General features: G+C 55.4%; 12 protein-coding genes. 4 read left to right on the top strand and 8 right to left on the bottom strand.

Annotated features, from left to right (window positions below; genetic code table 11):
* The first annotated feature begins 14 nt into the window (after window positions 1-14).
* Window positions 15-3,638 (top strand): NACHT domain-containing protein, encoded by a 3,624-nt coding sequence (locus ABEA92_RS28070; protein WP_345688611.1) that lies wholly within the window; start codon window positions 15-17, stop codon window positions 3,636-3,638.
* A gap of 2 nt (window positions 3,639-3,640) precedes the next feature.
* On the opposite strand, the gene ABEA92_RS28065 is transcribed toward ABEA92_RS28070, so the two are convergent.
* From ABEA92_RS28065 to ABEA92_RS28055, 3 genes are all read right to left on the bottom strand, one after another.
* The gene (locus ABEA92_RS28065; RefSeq protein ID WP_345688609.1) at window positions 3,641-4,381 is read right to left on the bottom strand and encodes a hypothetical protein; all 741 of its coding nucleotides are present in this window, start codon (window positions 4,379-4,381) and stop codon (window positions 3,641-3,643) included.
* Window positions 4,382-4,517: 136 nt separating this feature from the next.
* Entirely contained in the window at window positions 4,518-5,936 is a 1,419-nt protein-coding gene (locus tag ABEA92_RS28060; protein WP_345688607.1) for a HEAT repeat domain-containing protein, read from the bottom strand.
* Window positions 5,937-6,007: 71 nt separating this feature from the next.
* The gene (locus ABEA92_RS28055) at window positions 6,008-7,444 is read right to left on the bottom strand and encodes a hypothetical protein (RefSeq protein ID WP_345688605.1); all 1,437 of its coding nucleotides are present in this window, start codon (window positions 7,442-7,444) and stop codon (window positions 6,008-6,010) included.
* A 29-nt stretch (window positions 7,445-7,473) separates the two neighbouring features.
* On the opposite strand from ABEA92_RS28055, the gene ABEA92_RS28050 reads away from it, so the two are divergent.
* A complete protein-coding gene (locus ABEA92_RS28050; protein ID WP_345688603.1) occupies window positions 7,474-7,836 on the top strand; it encodes a hypothetical protein in 363 nt (120 codons plus the stop codon).
* Here ABEA92_RS28050 and ABEA92_RS28045 read toward each other — a convergent pair.
* Both ABEA92_RS28045 and ABEA92_RS28040 read right to left on the bottom strand, forming a co-directional pair.
* Entirely contained in the window at window positions 7,814-11,545 is a 3,732-nt protein-coding gene (locus ABEA92_RS28045; protein WP_345688597.1) for a M56 family metallopeptidase, read from the bottom strand. The two genes, ABEA92_RS28050 and ABEA92_RS28045, sit on opposite strands and share 23 nt — an antisense overlap.
* Window positions 11,542-11,937: a BlaI/MecI/CopY family transcriptional regulator gene (locus ABEA92_RS28040; RefSeq protein ID WP_345688596.1), complete on the bottom strand. Its 396-nt coding sequence runs from the start codon at window positions 11,935-11,937 to the stop codon at window positions 11,542-11,544. Before ABEA92_RS28040 ends, ABEA92_RS28045 begins: the two co-directional genes overlap by 4 nt.
* Before the next feature lie 637 nt (window positions 11,938-12,574).
* Between ABEA92_RS28040 and ABEA92_RS28035 the strand changes: the two genes are divergently transcribed.
* A complete protein-coding gene (locus tag ABEA92_RS28035; RefSeq protein ID WP_345688594.1) occupies window positions 12,575-13,837 on the top strand; it encodes a lactate racemase domain-containing protein in 1,263 nt (420 codons plus the stop codon).
* A gap of 45 nt (window positions 13,838-13,882) precedes the next feature.
* Window positions 13,883-14,419: an NUDIX hydrolase gene (locus tag ABEA92_RS28030; protein WP_345688592.1), complete on the top strand. Its 537-nt coding sequence runs from the start codon at window positions 13,883-13,885 to the stop codon at window positions 14,417-14,419.
* 445 nt (window positions 14,420-14,864) lie between these two features.
* Here the strand turns inward: ABEA92_RS28030 and ribD are convergent, their stop codons facing one another.
* The 3 genes from ribD to ABEA92_RS28015 form a co-directional block, all read right to left on the bottom strand.
* Window positions 14,865-16,007, bottom strand: a complete 1,143-nt coding sequence (gene ribD / locus ABEA92_RS28025; RefSeq protein WP_345688590.1) for a bifunctional diaminohydroxyphosphoribosylaminopyrimidine deaminase/5-amino-6-(5-phosphoribosylamino)uracil reductase RibD — start codon at window positions 16,005-16,007, stop codon at window positions 14,865-14,867.
* A gap of 249 nt (window positions 16,008-16,256) precedes the next feature.
* Window positions 16,257-18,356 carry a tetratricopeptide repeat protein gene (locus tag ABEA92_RS28020; RefSeq protein WP_345688588.1) on the bottom strand — a complete coding sequence of 700 codons (2,100 nt, stop codon included), beginning with the start codon at window positions 18,354-18,356 and terminating at the stop codon, window positions 16,257-16,259.
* Between the two features lie 256 nt (window positions 18,357-18,612).
* The gene (locus tag ABEA92_RS28015) at window positions 18,613-19,413 is read right to left on the bottom strand and encodes a hypothetical protein (RefSeq protein ID WP_345688586.1); all 801 of its coding nucleotides are present in this window, start codon (window positions 19,411-19,413) and stop codon (window positions 18,613-18,615) included.
* Between the last annotated feature and the right edge of the window lie 293 nt (window positions 19,414-19,706).

Here is a 19,706-nt window from a genome sequence, read left to right as displayed (position 1 = left end):
TCATGGAGGCAAAGATGATCGATGCTCCTGCACCCCTGAAAAAGGCATTCGCTCTACTGGCTAACGCCGAGATGGAGGGCGATCCCAGCGAGCTCGCCGAGCGATCCCCCTGGCAAGAGCACGACTGGGACAAGTCGTCACGATGCGGCAACGAAACCGAGACGCATTTTTGTTATCGAGTCGAGTCGCTTGCCATATTGTTGGGCATCATTCCCCGCCGCTGCCGGTTGGAAATGAAGTCGATCGCCGAGATGTGGTGCGTCGAATTCTCGGATCGTCAACGTGTCGGCCTGGATGAACTGAGAAGGGTTACGCGGCGTTGGCTGCGTCAGCGTGACCGCCGCACCGCCACCATTCCAAGCTTTCTAGCAACCGCGGTCTCGATCGCTCAATCCAGTTGCCGGACTCGCGGCACGACCACCGTGATCGATGCGAACCACGACGCTCAATTGCCATCGCCCGCCGGTCATCCAGCACGAGTCCCTTGCGCCACCGAGGGCGAACAAGACTGTGTCTATGGACTTCAACGATGGTTCGATCACCTTCATCGCAAACAATCATGGACCCACATCCCATCGGTGGTCCCAGGTGACAAACCGGTGCCCATCGACGAGATGTTCGTGGAACTCGAACTGTATGAAGATCGAAGCGACGAAAACGACAAACACCTTGGCGTGGAACCCGATAACACACAAATACACCGGAGTGTGTCCCAAATCAATCCAAGCCAGCAACGAGGTGTCGACGCGATGAACTGGCGAGCACCGTCACCGATTGGATTGGCGCAGGATATTCGCACCATCGTTGCTCGCACCCTAGATCGCTGTGTCATTGTCGGTGGCCCCGGCAGCGGCAAGTCGACGTTGATTCAGTGGTTGGCGCACACGATCGCCGAATCAAGCATGGGTGAGTTTGACGTCCCCATCGTCATCAAGCTCAAGGACTATGCCCAAGCGATCACCGAGCAACCCGAGTTGTCTCCGTTACAGTTTTTCTTTGCGTCACTCGACGCTGAAGACATTGATACGAAGGCGGCGTCGAGGTGGCTTCGTCATGTCTCGGATGACCGCGACCGCGTGTTATTGATGTGCGACGGATGGGATGAGGTTCCCGCGGCCCAACGTGATAGCGTCCGTGAACAATTGGAATACGAATCCGACCATTTCGTGACGCTAATCACATCACGCCCAGCGGGATTGCCGCAATCGCTACGCGATCGCGAGCACGTTGATTTTTATCGGATTGGTAAATTACGAACGCACCAGATGAATGAATTGGCCAACAATCTCATTCGCAGCCGCTATCCAAAATCGCACCCTCGTCGCGATGATGCAAAGCAAATCATCGATCAAATTCGCAGCTTGGATGACCTGCACGGATTGGCGCAATACCCGCTGTTTCTGGGACAAATCTTGCACGTCTTTCTCGACGCCTACCACATTCCAAGCGGGTTATCGTCCACCAAGGTAATCGCACAACTTGTTGCCTGGATGCAAAAGCGTCCTCACTTTTCCGGTAACGCATCGGCAGTCATCACGCAGCAACATTTGCAAGCGCTGAGCCGATTTGCGTACAACCGGCGATTTGGACACCAACGCGAACATGCCCAATTCCATGAAACCGAGTTGCAGCGGGCCACTGCCGCGTTTGGCGTTTCCGAGTCGGCGATTCTAGCAAGTCGTCTGCTAGATCGGGGTAGCGAGATGATTGATGAATACCATTTCGTGGACCCCGCGTTTTCAACCTACTTTGCCGCGTTGCAAGTTGCGGAAATGGAAGATATCGACGCTCAAAGCTCGCTGTTTGATCATGCGATCCAATCGGAACATCGCGTGTCTGTTTTGTATCACGCCGTCTTGCTGAGCGAACGATTTCGCAACGTCGCTTTGGAACGGACCCAGCACTGGCTTCGTCATGGCGATGCATTTCAGCAAATCTTGTTACGGCTAGCCAAGCTTGCCGTCGTCTCGCGTGATGCGCAGCGGAACACACACCAAAACGACTCGACGCTGATCGAATGGTCCCGCATGATCACTCCGATTCGCAACCACCTATGGCGTTTGACACAGCAGAGTGGTGATCCGAACGCAAGGCGAATGTACGTCGAAACGCTCGCTGCGTTGGACCCTGGGTTTTTGCACTGGAAATCGCGATCTCGTGACGTGCTGGACGACTTTTTGCTGCGACTCATTCGTCGCTTGGTTCCGGATCCCGTCGGACTTTCGACATCATCGTCTCGGGGCGTTATGCCTTCGCACGCATTACATGAGAGCCAGAGTCCAGCGGCGATTGTGCATTGCTGTGTTGCATGCACCGAGTCCTTCGGTTCGCTGCAACGCGAACAATGGATCCGTCGTCTGGCGGTTCTGCGTGCGGATCATCCCGATGCCAAACGGTGTATCGAATCACTCGCGGGGCATCCCGTCGATCAAGGAGCCAACGTGGTCATGGGGATTGCGATGGAGCGCAATTTGCCGGATGAGTTGCGTGTCAAAGCGATTGAGATCTCAATGCATTCGGCCGATCGTGAGGTCGCGCAATCGCTCGTCAACCAAATTGACGATGAACAATCCCCGCTATTGCAGTCGTCACTGCTGCGTTTGGCGATCACGCGGCAAATCCTGCTCGACTTGGATTGGCTCGAATGCCAAATCCGAAACGACACGTCCAACGCACTAAGATTGCTGCGACTTCAAGCATATTGCGGCACTGCCGCAGGCAGGACGGCGGAAGAACGACAACGGATGGGTCGTTTCCTAAGTGAATTGACGTTGTCGGCACTGAAGCACGGCGAGGTCTCGTTGACCGAACTACTCCTTCAGCATTTCCGGTTGGATGGGGACCAGGAATTGTCGTGCTGGATCGATCACCGAGTCGTCGCCGCGGCCATCGATTGTCTGATTCACTTCATCCACTCGCCACCACGGCAACCTATCCACGCCGTCTCGCTTTCTGCCAATGTATTGGCCAGTGCCCCGTGCGAAGGCAATCGCGTCCACCTGAACAAAGCACTCGACACGGCACTAAGCATGTTGTCATCGGACGATGCCGATTCACGTTCCGACGACGATTCGATCCGCTGGGAACGGTCCGCTAAGTTCATCGCGGATTGCCTAGTCAAAGTTGATCCAGGATCACTGCTTCGCTACGAAGCGTCGTGCCGTCCGGTACAACATGCGTTGCAGGACGCTGTTTTCAAACGCGGTTGGCTGATCTTCAATGACCGCATCCTAGACAACGATGGCATCGAGATCGCTGTTCGCACCGATGCGTGGACGCCACTGGATCAAGGGTCGTTGGCGGATGCGGATGTGATTGACGAAATCGTTCACGACTTGCCACCTCGACAACGCAACGACTTTCTCAGTTACTGGCACATGGTGTCCGTCGGCGATGCCGACTATGCACTAACCGAGCGGGAACGGGTCCACGAAGCCATTTGTACGCTGATGGCATCGGACTTGAACACCGAACTGAGCGAGCGGCTATGGTCGTGTTACCAAGAGGGGCGACCGCCGAGTTTCGCCAGTTGGAAAAAGAACCTTGCGCGTGTGGTTCAGCGATTTGAGGATCGGCCAGAGGTGCTTGCTCATTTACAACAGCTAGGACTCGGGATCCACAAGCGAAAGCCACGTTGAAATTACGGGAAGGTGCTCTGAATCAACACCTGAATCTTCCCTTCGTTATCACTGGGGTCGATATCAAACATCTTCAAGAACAAACGGCCTGTTTTTTTGTTGATGAAATCGAGTTGCTTGACGACCGCAAAGGGTTTCTCGGACTCCAATTCGGATGGTGACGTCGCGATCACGCCAATCAATGTCCCAAGTTTAATGTCGCTGCTTTTGGGTTTGATCTCGTTGGGAATCACCACGCCATTGGCATCGGTTTCAACCACCACCTTCCATCCGCCGTTGACTTCCATGTGAACCGGCATCCCCTGAATCAGCGTGACTCCAGAGTCTTGCCAACCGCGATTGGCATACACTTCGGCCACCTTGCGATCTTGCACCGATTGAGCCGCAATCATTCGGCTAAGTCCCTCTTCGGCAGGTTTGTACTTGGGGACCAACCGCACAATCGCTTCGTAAACCTGACGGGCTTCGGCGGTCTGTTTTTTCTTTTCATAGTCGGCCGCTAACTTCTCGGCCTTGGTAATGAACTCTTTGTGCAGCCCCATCAATTGGGGATCGGTGGGCAGGGTGGGCGAGTTTTCGGCCGCCTCTTTGCGTTGCTGCTGTAAACGCTTTTGAAATTCTTGTTGCTGTTTCATCGCCCGCCGCATCTCGGCGGTTTGCGCCAAGCCGGCGTTGGCAAAGAACAGACTGGCGAGAGCCACCCCGACCGCGAGGAGAACAGAATCACGAGAGAACAGCAGCATGAGAAAGCGACTCGTACGAGGAAGTACCGTTTTTCGGTCTACCAGTCTACACGCACGAACCCCTCGTGTCTTCTTTTTCTGCGAGTCGCGATCACACAACCCTCCCGCGAACCGTTCGTGAATGCCCTATGCCGTGTTAGCGAAGCTGCAATGCACTGCGAATCTTGGAGGTGACGATCGGGTCACGCTCGTCAGCCAACCGTGATCGCAGTTTCTGATTCATCGCGGGATCCTTCATTGTGGCGATCACCGAAATCGTTCGCAGCCGCACCTCACGATTGTCGTCATTTAGGAGCATCGTCAACCAAGGCCGCGGGTCGTCAATCGTGGATCGCGAAATCGTATCCACCAACTCCAGCCGCGACCCGACATCGGTTGAGACGATATGTGTTGCAATTTGAAGTTGATGTTGTGAAAAACCGCGACGAATCAATTCGCTCTTTGCCCGCTCATGCAGCACCGCCTCGTCGCTGGCCAACCAATAGATGACCGACTCGGTCGCGTACGTTTCCAGCGGTGACTGCGTTAAGTAACTCGTCGGCATCACTTCGGTTGTCGCCGCTGACGGTCGGCTGTCGGCTGTGGAAACGCTGGCAGCAGAACTGCCCACCGACGACGATGATGCAATCGACTGCGTCGACGCGGCATCATCGTGGACGTCACTCAAGTCGATGGCCTCGTTCGGCGAGACAGGCTTCAGCAGGGTAGCCGACGAGCGATAAACCGATGCCGAGGGTTCACCGTCGCCGGAATTTGAATCAGTGGCCGAAGCACTGGCCGAATTGGCGGACGCATTTCCGGTATTCGGTTGCTCCGAACCGCCCGATGAAATGATGGCTGGTTTGGCGAGCGGCCAATCGGTCCAAGTGTCCAGCGCATCGGCGGCAGCCACAGGCAACGGTTTGGTGCGAACCGCCAAGCGAACAGGTTGTCCAGGGACCAGTGGATCGTTGTCGATCACGCCTGGCACCGCGTCTTTGGTCAGCGACATTTTTGACAACGTGGTGGTGGCCATGTTGTAAAGCGTTTTCGATTCGTTGTCGTCTTTCTGAACCGATTCCATGATCGTTTGTTGCAGTAGCCCCGTGGTCCAACCGGTGCGATCATCGGGAAGTGATGCCGCGATTGAATCCATCGATGTGACCATCGCACGATGATGCTGGCGAGCCGTGTCCCATTCAAGCGAAGTCCACGCGTTCTGTGACTCACGAAGCAGTTCGTAGGCGGTCCGAGCGACTTCGGATGATTCGTCATTCAACGAACGGACCATCAAACCGATCGCAGGCGAACCGAGTTCGGAAATTTGAACCAACCGCTGCTGTTTTTCGGCGACGCCAAGATCTTCGAAACCACGCATCAAATGCGAGACGATCCACTGTTTGCTGTATCGCCCTACCGCCAACGTCGCACCAAACAGGACGGCAACAATCAAAAAGAATTTTAGCGAGGCTTTGAAGGCGTGGCCGCCGGAACCCGATTTGGTCGACCGTTTGACGGATCCATTGAGATGCAGTGCAAAAGGATTGGGTAAATCGTTCGGGTCACCGGATTGCATTTCAAAATCACCAGAATCAAGGAGGCTGCGGGGCTGATGATTGTCGTGACAGACGGCGTTTCAAAGCAAGGTCATTTCGCTGCGGTTCGAACCAGCCCCTTGTCCACCAAATCACTGTATTCGTCGCGTAAAACGCGGCGATACGCCGCTTGGTCGCGTTCGAGTTGCTCGCTCATCCGCTCGGGAATATCCACCCCGCTGACGATATCGCTGACGATCGCCCCGAGTGCAGGAAGCGATTGCGGCGTCACCATCGGTTGGATCCACACGATCCGTGCCGAGGAATCGACAAGCAACAAGGTTCCCGGTGTCATCGCAAGCGTGCTAGCTAATTCGTTTTTGGCATCCCAGACCAACGGCAGCGTGATCGATTCTCGCAGCAACTGTTTGACTTCGTCACGTAGCGAGACTGCGTCATGCAGCAATAGCACCACGCGAATCTGGTCCGCCAAGGACGCTGGCAACTGCTCGCTCCACTGCTGCAGCACCGCGGCGGAATTCACCGCATTCACATCATCGGCAAAACAGACCATTGCGGTCACGGCAGATTTCGCTTCAGAGCGGTTCGCTAACAATCGAAACGGTTTCCGATCCGACGTGGTCAAGCCCACGCGATCGATCCGGGTTCCCAGGATCGCAGGAGGCGGCGATGGAGGCAGCGGCACAAAGTGGCCGACAAATTTTGGGTTTTCAGGCAACGAATCGGCTTTCGGTGTCGAGGTCGGCCTATCAAACGTGGCTCCACGCAGTTCCAGCGTCAACCGAATCATTGGTGCCGCCGGATCCGCCGTGGCCGACACCGGGATCGACGGCAAATCGACTTGCCGGATCAATCCGCTGTGGATGTCGACCCAAAAACCATACCGCTGCGATCCCGCTTGGACCTGGATCTCCTGACATTGCGTTTGCTCGATTGTCTGTTGTTGGCCAAACGTAAACTTGTGCTCTTGGTGAAACAATTGCTTCATCGGCTCTTCGGCAAACAACCATTCCAATTGAGGTGGCGGCCCCGCCAATCCAGCAGCGACTTGTTCCACCAAAATCGGATCGATCAACAGTTGTTTCAATTCAGGACGACGACCGATCGGAGCGGCTCGCAACACTTGCGAATCAAAATTTCGAGTCGACGGGTCCACAATCCACGCCGTTAACCCTTCGGAATCGGACCACAGCCGGGTGTCATATGCTTGCAAATAAACCGTATCGTGATTTGTCCAAACGCTCAGCGGAGCGACCTTGGTTTCCGCTCGAGTGGTATCGGTCGGCGGCATTGTCAGCCGCACCAGTCCTTCGTCGCGGTAGGAGCCAGCGGCGTGATAGCGAGAAAAAATAGCTTGCAAATAGTCTCGCGGCGTCATTTCGCGGAACGCAACGGTGCGAACCCCATCGGTCGCGGCGTTTTCGGCCGCGGATGGGATCGCCACATCGTCTGCGGAGTCACATCCGGCGATCAAACTGGCAAACAGTGATCCGCCAAGAAGCGACAGGCCAAGAAGAATTCGCTTCATGGGGATCCTCCATTTTTTTCAAAGCAGGGATGTGGCAAACAACCGCGAGCACGGAAACGGTCGATCCGGCAAGACCGATCTGTCTAGACTACGAAAACCGACCGGTTGATCACAATCGCAGCTGGATTGACCAAATCGACATGGGGGGCAGCATTCACTCGGCCCAACTGCGGCTTTCTTCCGCTGCCTGCTGCTGGGACGCGAGTCGACCGCGATCGCGGCTGAGATCGAATCAGCGTTGTGCCAGCAACTTGTTTGCTACCAAACAGAAATGCGATCAGCAACTTTGTGGTTTTGATGTGTGTTTGCTGGTTCACGCTTCCCTATATCCCGACTCGTTTTATGCAGCCGCGGTGGTGGCAAGCTACGTCAATCCGCCATCAATCGCTTGACCGTTCGTTTCAAAAATTCGCCTCGCAAATCCTTTGCCTGGATCGTCCCTTCTTCATCGATCAGGAAAATGCTCGGCAAACTCGTGACATGCCACTGGGTGGCAATTGGGCCGCTGTGTCCATCCCAAATCGCCGGCCAAGTCATTTCGCCCCCTTCGATCGATTCGATTACCGTACGGGGCCGCTGATCTGCCATCACACTTAAGACCGCAAATCGATCCTCGTCACACTCCGTTATGAGTTGACGCAAATCGGGATAGACAGCTTTACATGGCCCGCACCAATCTGCGGAAAAGAGCAGCACCACAACCTTGCCGCGATGATCGGACAAGCGGAGCGTTTCGCCGCTCGGAGATTGTCCTTCGAGCTCGGGCACCGGTTGTCCCACCGCTAGGTGTCGGATTTTGAACAGAGCGGCCTCCGCTTGTTCGCCGTACGGCGGGTAGTTGGCGTCTTTCTTGTCCAAGTCGATGCTGACAAAACCGATTCCATGCGAACTAATGACTCGGTACGGATGTCGTACAGTCGCGTAATCACGCTTCAGAGTGTCCAACAATCGGATTGCCTCGTTCCGAGTCGCTTCGAGATCCAAATGCTTCAAGCGATCAAGTTTCTTGCGTAACGTTTCCTTCATAGACAGCGGAAACTGATCGCCTTGCGTTTCTAGCAGATACTCGCCGTACGAAATCATGCTGTACTCATCCAGACGCATCGCATGCAATTTGGCCTGCTGCCAAATCGCGGCGGCGCGAACGTACGCAAACGGACTGTGAGTGGCAATAAGTTGCAAAAGTTCATCCACACGAGCGACCTGAGGGCCGCCAGCAAAATTTTCGATACACGCATCGACATGCGGATGTTCGAGATAGTGATCGATCATCCGCTGGACCACGACCGAGCGGGCTTGCGCAATGGGCGACTGATCATCCGCAGCCCCTGATGACTTACTGACAATCGCTTGGATCGCGGCGATTCCCGAAAGCGTTCCACGGTGTTTCTCTTCGAACTTCAACCAATCCTCTGCGAACAAGTTTGCGGGTTCAAGTGTCTCGAACACCTTCCTTCGCTCATCTTCATTTTCCGCGTTCTGCATTGCTTCCGTGAAAGCCTTTTGCGCGTCGCTGTACCGCTTGGCAAGTTCAGCCAGTCCAGGATCGGCGAGTTCATTGCCGGCGTGAGGAACCGCTTGATTTGATTCCTCTTTTTCGCCCACAATCCAATCGGCGTTTTCGACATCATCATCTAGCCGTGCAAAGACAAGGTGCTGAGACATCTTTTGCTGTGCGGTTAAATCGTTCTCGGGGTGGGCAATTTGAAAGCTTCCCGATTCGTCTTCGGCACCAAAGCACATCACCGTCGGCTGGACTACTTTTGCCGGAAAACGCAGTTCGTAGCGTCCGGTGGAATCGGTCACCGTTTCGTCCAAATAAATGCTCGACAAGCCATTCGGAGAGACGCATTGAGCGACCACTTGAGCTCCGATCACCGGTTTTCCGTTTCGCCAGCGAGCGGTTCCCGACACTCGCACAACCTCGGTCGCCTGCAATTGGATTGACACAGAGCCTTGCTTTTCCAACTTGACGTAGCGAGGCGCAACAACGGGTAACGCTGTTTTCGTCGTGAACGTTTCGGCTTCGCCAAACAGGTTGCTTGACGCCTCGACAGCAACATAGACGGTTGCCTTGCCGGTTCTCGGTGGAAAGGCAAATCGTCCCTCGTGGTCCGTGATTGTCACATCGCGTGTATGCAGTGCCGGTTGCGGTGCCGGCTGTTGCAAGACCGTTTCCATTGCAACGACGACCCCGGCTAGCGGATCGTTCGCCTGGCTGACCAATTGACCTTTGGCAATCGTGCCAGCGTCCATTTGCAAGGTGCCAAAATCAGTCTCCGCAAGGTCGACTTCGGCTTGCACCGGCGTGAATTGTGCTGTGGTAAAGACAACCATGCATGCGTGATCCTTTGGAACCCACAAACGGAATTTGCCGTGATCGCTTCGAAGCAACCGATCTGGCATGGCCCGAAAATCGAGTTCGCCAAGTTTGGCTGACGCACGCACCATCGCTTGGGTTACCGGCTTTCCATCAGGGTCGATGACATGTCCCGAAATGAGTCGCCCTGAATTGAGCTCGGCTTTGCGAAACGGCTTCCCTTCGCTTGCCTGGGCACCTGACAACGCATTCCAAAGGATTTTCATCGCAAAACCACGGGCCTCGACTCGCACCTCGAACGTAGCCTTGGGGATCGCAGACATCCCCTTGGTTTCAATCACGTATTCACCGCGTTCATCAGAAACCGCCGTCCACTGACGTTGTGGTTTTCGATTCGCCAATTGCATGATCACTCTTGGCTGGGCGAAAAAGTTCACCGACACGCTGGCTCCGGCAACGGGATCCCCCGCTTCGTCCACGACCTTGCCGATGATGGTTTCCGGCAATGGCAACGGTTTGACTTTCACTGGTTTCATGGCTCCCTTTTCCGTCATGCTGGGTACTGCAGTTTGATCTACCGCCTGTGCAACTTGGAATGGACGAACGAAGCCGCACACGAACAGCATCCCCGCCATCATCAGCAGAATGGCCATCCGACTTCTCCACGTCGCCGTCTGGCGATCGACATCTGTCTCGAGCACACGCTGCAAACGTGTTTTTAGCGGCGGATCGCTGATCGACACCGCGGTACCGACTCGGTTGCGTTGTTTTCCGATCGCAACTGCAATCTGCAGTAGCACCGTTGCATAGTCACTGGGCCGTTCGCCGCTGCAGAGCACACGATCGTCACAGGCCTGTTCACGTTCCGTCACCGCGTACCGAGCGACAATCCAAAGTAACGGATTGAACCAATAGACAACCTTGGCAAGCTCGCAGGTCCAATGCCATATCAAGTCTCGCCGAGCAACGTGAGCAAGTTCGTGCGAAAGCACCATTCGAAGTGTCTTTGATGACCAATGAATTGCATCGACCGGCAACAGAATCAGTGGCCAAAATACGCCCATCGTAACAGGAATCGAAATTTCATCGGTTACCGCCAAACGAACGCGATCAACGTTGCAAAAACCGATTTGGGTTGCAGCTTCCTTCAGCATTTGTGGGGGAAATGCGTTAGCGGATTGACTCGAGTTGACACGCCCCCGTAGGGAATGCAGCCCAGCGGAGTGAAAGAGCAAGCGTGCTGCAAGAAACAATGAACCGATTAGCCAGGTGACAAGAATCGCCGAAACAAGGCTTTCAAACGTGAACCAGGGTTCGCGACTAAATGCTGGACGCACCGCATCACCCGCATGGACATTAGCGTCGTCAATGATCGCTGTTGGCTCAGGCGAACGCTTGAGCGAGTGCAACTCACTAAACGGCGGCGAATGAACTGCTGAAGATTGCGAAGCTGCCGCCGACCACGAGACCTTTGCTGACTCGTCTGGCGACGGCACGACCGACGCCCGAGTCACAGTGGGGTTTGATGTTGCCTTCAAAAATCCAAGTGGATAACCAGGCAAAAGCAGTGTCAGCGGAAGCAACAACGTCGCGATCACTCCGCTTTGCAGCACGATGAACCTTAACGCAGCGGATTGGCGGTGCATGCGGGAATGAATCAGCAGCGAGATCCCTAGTAACACGACGCTGCCAACCGCGATCGTAGCCAGCATCGTGATCGTAGCCAGCATCGTGATCGATCCCTCGACACCGACATCCTGTTGAAGGTTTTCAAACATCATCGGTTCTCCTTGCGAGCTTGCTGGATCCGTTCGATCATTTCGCGACGCTGTTCGTCACTTAACTCCAGATCAGCGGCATCAAGCAGTGCGGCCACTGCGGCGGCGGGGCTTCCGCCAAAGAAATTATCGAGCAGTCGTCGCGCAGCATTGCGCTGAGTCTTTTCGCGACTCGCGGCCGCTCGATACAAGTAGCGTTGGCCATCCCGACGATGCTTCAACCAGCCCTTATCAACCAGGAACCCTAGCGTCGCGCGTACTGCCGAATAGCTCGGCGGACTATCCAAATTGGACTGAACTTCCGCCACCGAGGCTTCATCGAGCCGGACCACGGTTTCATAAACCTGCCGCTCGCGTTTCCCTAATTCCAAAGGGGTTTTCGCTCGTTTTGCCACAACCAGGATCCTCGACAATGAATCGCCCAACCAAGTGCTAAACGTTTAGCACATGCATATCTTTTAGCACTTCGAAACGAAAGTCAAGTTCCGACCGGGGGGATTGACGCGAATGAGGCGTTCACCGTTGCCGTCTTGGGCGGGCGTGGCGATGGGTTTCGTGAGCTGGACACGCTTTTCCAGCGGTCTGACCGACATCCGACATTTCTTGCAGCCTGATCTCTGCAGCACGATTGCCGGGTAACGACAACCGGTGCACGACGCCCCGCGGCCAATGCTATCGCCCCTATTGAAGGGGCTTGTGAAGCATTTCTGGTAGCCGCCTTCGCTAGCAGCAGGTAAATCGCATTGGACGGCAACACTTTATGCTTATCCACGCTTTGGCGAGCGTAGTTACAGTATGCAAATCCCGTAAGTTGCCGGCTGTAAACCTTTCAACGTTGCCCAGTCGGGCCTAGCCGCTTGGTGCTTACCAAGCGGTCGACTTTTTTCCCTTGCTGTTATTGGGTGCTGGCGAGCGAGGCGGTTTTCAAGAGAATACAAGCTCAGCACCCGGCCACTTCGTCGTTGCTGATTTTTTTTCGAGGCAACGATCCGTTTGCCCATCGCACTCCCCCCGCAGGCAGAGAACGCTGCATTGAATCCATCTACCAACGCCGCTCAGGTCGCCGACAAAATCGCTGCCAGTGAAATTTGGCAATACGAGACAGGCTTTCACCAGCGAGTGGGTGATGTCGCCAACGCGACTCGCAACGCGCTTCGTGCTCCGACCGATTTCCCACCATTGACGGCGGCAATTGCACCAGGAGACCAAATCGCGTTGGCAGTGGATCCCAACGTGCCCGATTTGTGCAATGTCATTCGTGGCGTGCTGCTAGAGCTCGAACAGGCGGATGCCGAAACGATCGACATCGTGCTGTGGGATGAAACCAGTGACGAAATCCAAAAGCAACTCGAAAGCGAATTCGAGACGATCGCCCATGTGATTCGGCATGACTCTCAGAAACGAGACCTCCTGCGTTACCTTGGTGCTGACGTCGACGCGGACCCGATCTACTTGAACCGTTTTCTCGCCGATGCCGATCTCGTTCTGCCCATCTTGGCGGCACGGCCTGGTGACGCGGTGGGCGACAACGAGCTCAGTGGCGTCTACCCGATGCTGGCCGATTCGAACACACGGATGCGACATCAAAAATCACTGCTGCAACCGGCAACGAAGAAAAAGACATCAAATGAGTCTCACGTCGGCTGGATGTTAGGGGTTCAAGTGATGGTGGCGGTGGCGGTCAATCCCGATGGCGACGTCGGAGGCGTCTTTGCAGGCACTCCCGAAGCGACCCGCCGTTGGTTCGAACGGCCTCGCCACAACGACGATGATTTTCCGCCATCGGCTTCATTGGTGATCGCGACGCTCGAAGGGACAAAACAACAGAACTCGTGGGCCAATTTGGCTCGTGCGGTCACGGCGGCGGCAACCCATACCGAGCCCGGTGGCACGATCGTGTTGTGGAGCCAGATTGATGATTCGCCGAGCGATCGACTTGTGTTGCGGCTCAGCAGCGATCGAGAACTCGATGAACTCGAGCACGATGATCCGCAGGACAGTGCAGAGGAGCTCGGCGACCAATCGCTGCTGGGCAAATCCGAAGACGGCTTTACGATTTGGGACGATTCGATCGCGATTGCCGATGCGATCGATCGCGTTCGCAGTGAATATCGAGTGCTACTGCACAGCAAACTTGGAACCGAGGTGGCGGAATCGCTTGGGCTTGGCGCGATCGAATCGCTTGACGCGCTGCAGCATCTCAGCAAATCGTTCGATAGTTGCGGTATCCTACGAGCGGCTCAGTATGCCGGTAGCACGTTCGATCTGCCGGTGACCGAGAGCGACTCGGAATAAAGCCGTTCGCTGTCACGCCCATCCAACTTTGCAAAGTCAAACCGAATGACCGAAGTCGCCATCGAGCTTGCCCATCGCTTTTGCCCTCACTGCGGTACCCCTAATGCCAACCCCGGCAGCATTCCGTTTCGCTGCGAGGCGTGTGGGTTTGCAAACTTCTTTGGCCCTTGCGGTGCGGTCGGCGCCTTGGTCACCAACGAACAAAACCAGTTGTTGTTGGTGCGACGCGCTCGCGACCCCGAGCGGGGCAAATGGGGGCTGCCGGGCGGGTTTGTTGACCGTGGTGAAACCATCGAACAGGCGCTGGCCCGAGAGGTGTTCGAAGAGACGCGGTTAAGAATCTCGACATACGATTTTTTGATGTCGCACCCAAACAACTATCACTATGGGCGAATCATTGTCGCGGTGATCGACATGTTCTTTGTGTGCAATGTCAGTAACGCCGCAGAGATTGCGCTGCAGGCTTCGGAACTGACCGAGTTCCGTTATGTCGACAAGGACTCGCCCCTGTTTGACCAGATGGCATTTCCTTCGAACCGATTGGCAATCGATCATTGGATCGCCTCTGACTCAACCGATTGATTCAAACAATCAGCGTCCTTACGCAACCATTTGCCCCTGCCAACTTGAGTTCGGTCGGCGCATAAAAAAAGCTCCCGGAAAGTACGTAATCCTAGGGGGGCGGAGGACAACGCGCTTCAGTTCCGGGAGCCGGTGGATTGGGGGTTCGACTCAGTAGATACATCCTTGTATCAACTGGACGAACTCAACATTGCAAAATCATAGTCGCCGACGCAAGTTCACATCCGTGTGAAATTAACTTCGACGTGTTCCGCAGCAACAAATAAATTCGTCACCAAGTGCAGAATCGTCATGATTCCTTAATGCCTCTCGCTGGGCGACACGCTGGGTGTCACTCAGTGATGGGCGAAGAATAGAGGTTAGCTTTTACTCTGGTCAAGACGAGTTTTCCAAAACTCGAAAATTGTTTCAGAATCGTTTGTTTTTACGGCAAAAAACGGCGTTTTCACTGCGATACATCCGGCGCATCGAATCGACCACGTGGTGTGTTTCGGTAAACAAGTTTGACATCATTGTCTCCGAGACGCTGTAGACTTACCAATCGCAGTGCAGCCGCCTCGGCAACGCTGGCAAACCCTTCGCCTGCGACGGGGCCGAGCGCACGGTGACCCCCAAACACTTTGGCGCCGATATACACTTCGTATTGATCAATCGCATCGGCGGTTAAAAAACTCGCCATCAATTTACCGCCTCCTTCAATCATCACGTTGGTCATGCCTTGACCGCCAAGAAAATCAAGCGTTTGATGGATCATCTGCACCAAATTGGAACTGGTACAGCGATAAACGCTTGCACCAAGCTGCTCGAGCTCGGCAACGTCCGACGAACCAATCCGCGGCGAGACGATCAACAACACCGGCACTTCGGTCGCCGATTGTATCAGACGCGAACGCGTCGTGGGCAAGCGGTTGGCACAGAACACGACTCGCGTTGCCGTGCGAACTCCGGCCGGCCGTGCGGTCAACATCGGATCGTCGGCCATGACGGTTCCCATTCCCACGGCAATCGCATCGACGCGGCCTCGCAGTGCGTGAACATCAGCCCGTGAGGCCTCGTTTGAGATCCACTGACTCTGGCCCGTGCTGGTCGCAATCCGGCCGTCGACGGTCATTGCCCATTTCGCAATCGTGAACGGCCGACCGGTTTTCAACCGTTTCAAATAAGGCGCATTCAGTTCGCGTGCTTGCTGCTCGAGCACACCGACGCGTGTTTCGATTCCAGCACGCTGCAGCTGCGCCAAGCCGCCACCATCAACTCGTTCAAACGGATCGGCCATCGCCACGACAACGCGGCTGATTCCGGCAGCGATCAAGGCGTCCGAGCAAGGAGGGGTCTTGCCATGATGACAACACGGTTCGAGCGTCACGTAGGCGGTCGCGCCGCGAGCGTCACCGGCGTCGCGAAGTGCGTGGACTTCGGCATGCGGCCCGCCGAACCGCTGATGGTACCCTTGGCCGATCACTTGATCGTCACGCACGATCACGCACCCGACCATCGGATTCGGTTCGACCGATCCGCGTCCCTGTTCGGCCAAGCCGAGCGCGAGACGCATCAAGTCATCATCGGTTTCGAAACGAGAAGAGTTCATCAGCGATGGAGTTCAGCGGCGTAAGATCACACAGAAAGAAAGTGCAATAGGCTTTTGGATCTGTCGTCAAAAGCAGTGACAGGCGGGCAGCCTGTCACACAGGAAGCTTGACAGGCTGGAAGCCTATCCCACACCCCACGTAGCGAAAGTCGCGAAGACTTTCGTTTCCTCATGCCCCGCGAAACTCTTGACGAGTTTCGCTACGAAAAGACCGTACTGCCACGACAGGCTGGAAGCCTATTTCACGATCTAATCCATTCCGGGAACCCACAGTTTGCTGCCGCCACCGGCTGCTGGATCCGCCGGAGGTGCTGCGGCAGCGCCGCCGCCATCGGGAGTCCAAATGCCGCCTGTTGCAGGTTCTGCACCTGCGGGAGCAACACCGCCGCCTGGGGCAGGACCACGTCGCGGGCTGCCGTCGGGACGAATCAGCCCCATCGAAATCAGCATCTGCTGCAACTGTGCCATCACTTCGGGCTCGTTGCCGTAACGCTGCGTCAACGTTTCGATTGCCTTTTGGAATCCCTCGCCATCACCCGCTTGCAGTCGCAAACTGACTTCGCTGAGCAGCAGATTGGCAGTCGGCAATTGATTGGCTTCGGCGAACGCCTTTGCTTCGTCAATCGTCGCGATCGCCGTCTTGGCGTTACCCGACGCGTTGACCAAGGTGGAATAGGCCAACAACTTCGCCATCTTTTGATCTTCTGGCAAATCGGCTTCGATCAGTCGTTTTGCGAAATGACGAATCGCCGGAGTCGATGAGATCTGTTGTGCTCGCTGCAACAGGTACAAGCAGGACTCTTCGTTGAGTTGGCTCGAATCGATCCGGTTCAAATCGGTGTTGGCAACCGATTCGATCTCGTCGTCGCTGATCACCAACGGAGGCAGCGGCTGGATTTTGGCGAGTCGATAGACCTCGCCGAGCACCTCGTCGCCTTTGGAGATGATCGCGTCGTACTGTTCAGCGACACGCACGACCACGGTTCGCTCGAGCAATTTCGAATCATCGTCGGCGGTTTCGACCAACGATGCGTTGCCAAGAATGCCCCATTTTGCGTTGGCAATGGCCAAAGGCATTCTTGTGTTGGTCAGTTGTTCTTGCATCGCGTCGGCTTCCACCGCGCTGGCCTTGAATCGCACCATGGCGACTTGCGGTTGTACCACCGCCAAGAACGGAAGCGGATCGCTTGGCTTCTGATTCAGCTGGACCGAATCCCCCACAGCCTTCTGGATTTGAGTTCGCACTTCGTCCAGAACCGACGAAGTGACGTCGTGGACCTCGACGCGGGCCGAACGATCGGTTTGTTTGCCATAGACGAACGCCATCGCGATTGCTTCGGGGATTTGATCGATCGGTGGCAATCCTTCGGCGATTTCGGGACGATCGCGATCGAGCACTTGGAAACCGGCACGAGGCGGAACATCGTCCTCGGATTCACGCATTTGAGCAAGCATTTCCGCAGGCAACGGTGCAAATCGCGAATCGGCGATCATTGCCATTTCCACGGGCTCGGCACTTTCGATGTCGGCGTCCAAACGGAAACATTCCGCGGCCAAGTCCTTGTCGTCCGGATTGACCAGACAAGAGATGGCACGGTATTGGACTCGTTGTTCGAAATCGAGCGATTCACAAGCCGACAATTTTTGCAAGAAATCGCTTTGTGCGGCGACATCGCCACGCCAAATGGCACAGGTCAACAAGCCGGACAAGATCGCGGGCTCATCGGGCAAGGTGCGACGCAGCGATTGGAACTTAGCTTCGGCAAGCAAAACCTTGTTGCTGCGAAGCAGCGTGGCGGCTTCGTCATAGCGTTCGCCCCACTCGGCATCCGCAGGCCGCTCGATCGGTTGCGGGATCGATTTGACAAGCTGGTTTAACGTGGGCGAACTATTGAGCTGACGCAGCAACGTTCCAGACATCTGGCTGCCTTCATAGCCTTGCGCCATCATGGCCAAGCTGGCATAGACGCGAGCGGTCAAGAAAACGCCTTGGCGTCCTAGCAAAAATGCAACGGCCGACGAGACATCCAAGACAAACGCGTCGACGTCACGACCGCTTTCGGTCAGTGCTTCGAGCATCGAATCGGTTGCCGATTTGACATCGCCACGGAAAACCTGAGCCGCAGCACGTTGGGTTAACGCTAGTGGGTTGCTTGGCTGCAAGCGGATAAAGCGGTCCGCGTTCTCGGCGAGCGAGTCATATTCGCGTAAATCGAGCAATAAACGCCCGCGAATGGCCAACGCCCAAGCCGCATCGGGATGCTCCGAGAGAATCGTCGACAAACGATCCAGAGCGGGGACAACCTGCCCCCCCTCGACCATTTTCATCACGCGATCAAGCTCGCTCACGGATTCCTTGCATTTGCAAAACTTGATTTTCTTTCCACTGCCGCAGGGACAGGTTGCATATTGGTCGACTGACATCAGATGCTAGCTTAAGCGAATAGGTAATTTTGGTTGCCAGCGCACGACGCGTCGGCTTCCCAGGCCGAAGAATTTACCATGATTCACCCGCGAATCTGAACCCCCTGACCAATAATGCCAAAGATAAAAGCATTCGTATTGGCGAGCCCGCGCGGCCCAAGCATGGCAAAACAGCCAAAAATCAGGGCTTTGACGAGAATTCCTTGATCGATTCGAGCGAGGATCCCTCGGGAAACGCCTTCAACCCATGATCGGTGAGCCGATCGAGTTCCTGATAACGAATGTCGACGAGATCCGAAATTCGCGAAAACAGATCCGTCACATGCGAATCGACCGCCGGATGGATGCTTGATTCGTCGACCGTTTCGCCGCGTTTCATGGTTCGCGTGATTGAGGTGTTGGATCGCAACAAGTCACGAAAACGTTTTTCAAGCCGCGGGTCGGTTGAGATTCGCACATGATCGAGTTCATGAAGCACGAGCCGATCGGTCCAAAACGTCTCGCTCGCAGGCCGTTTGCGAAACCACACGGTGTGCTCGATTTCGAGTCGCACGTCACTAAAACGCATGGTAATTCGCACTTCGCGAGATTCCGCGTTGCGATCTTGGCCACCGAACTTCCACCGATTGCGGCTTCGATAGTGATACCCCATCCGATATTCGGTCGTTGCCGCAAGTCGCCGCCCCTTTCGCAGCGCCGCGGACGAATCGCCTGGCAAAAGTCTCGATTGCATCGATTCCGGTCGCGGCCCATACACAAATTGCACTTTGCCAACTTCGATCAGCGACGCAATCTCTGCGGGCGGCGGCGGCAAGTCTGCCAAATCGATCGTTTGTGAATCCGATGGTCGATCGGCGGCGTCATCACCAAACGTGGAGGACGCGAAAATCAATAATACACCGCATGCCAGCGAGATCCCCCGTCCCCGCGTTGCTACGGTTCGCAGCAAACAGGACAAATGCACTGGCGGTGACAGGCCCATGAATCTCGCTTGTACACAAATGGAGTCAAATTAGAAACGAACTCGGAAGAGTCCCATTAAGTCTACACGAGAACGTCGCAGGAGAGGCTTCCGAGATGCTAAGGCAGGACGGTCTTTTCGTAGCGAAACTCGCCAAGAGTTTCGGGGGGCATGAGGGAACGAAAGCCTTCGCGACTTTCGCTACGTGGGGTGTGGAATAGGCTTCCAGGATGCCGAGGCAGAACAGTCTTTTCGTAGCGAAACTCGCCAAGAGTTTCGGCGTGGCATGAGGGAACGAAAGTCTTCGCGACTTT

The sequence above is a fragment of the Novipirellula caenicola genome (assembly GCF_039545035.1).
Lineage (GTDB): Bacteria > Planctomycetota > Planctomycetia > Pirellulales > Pirellulaceae > Novipirellula > Novipirellula caenicola.
Note: the sequence above shows the minus strand (reverse complement) of the source record. Positions and strands in the feature narration are given on the sequence as shown.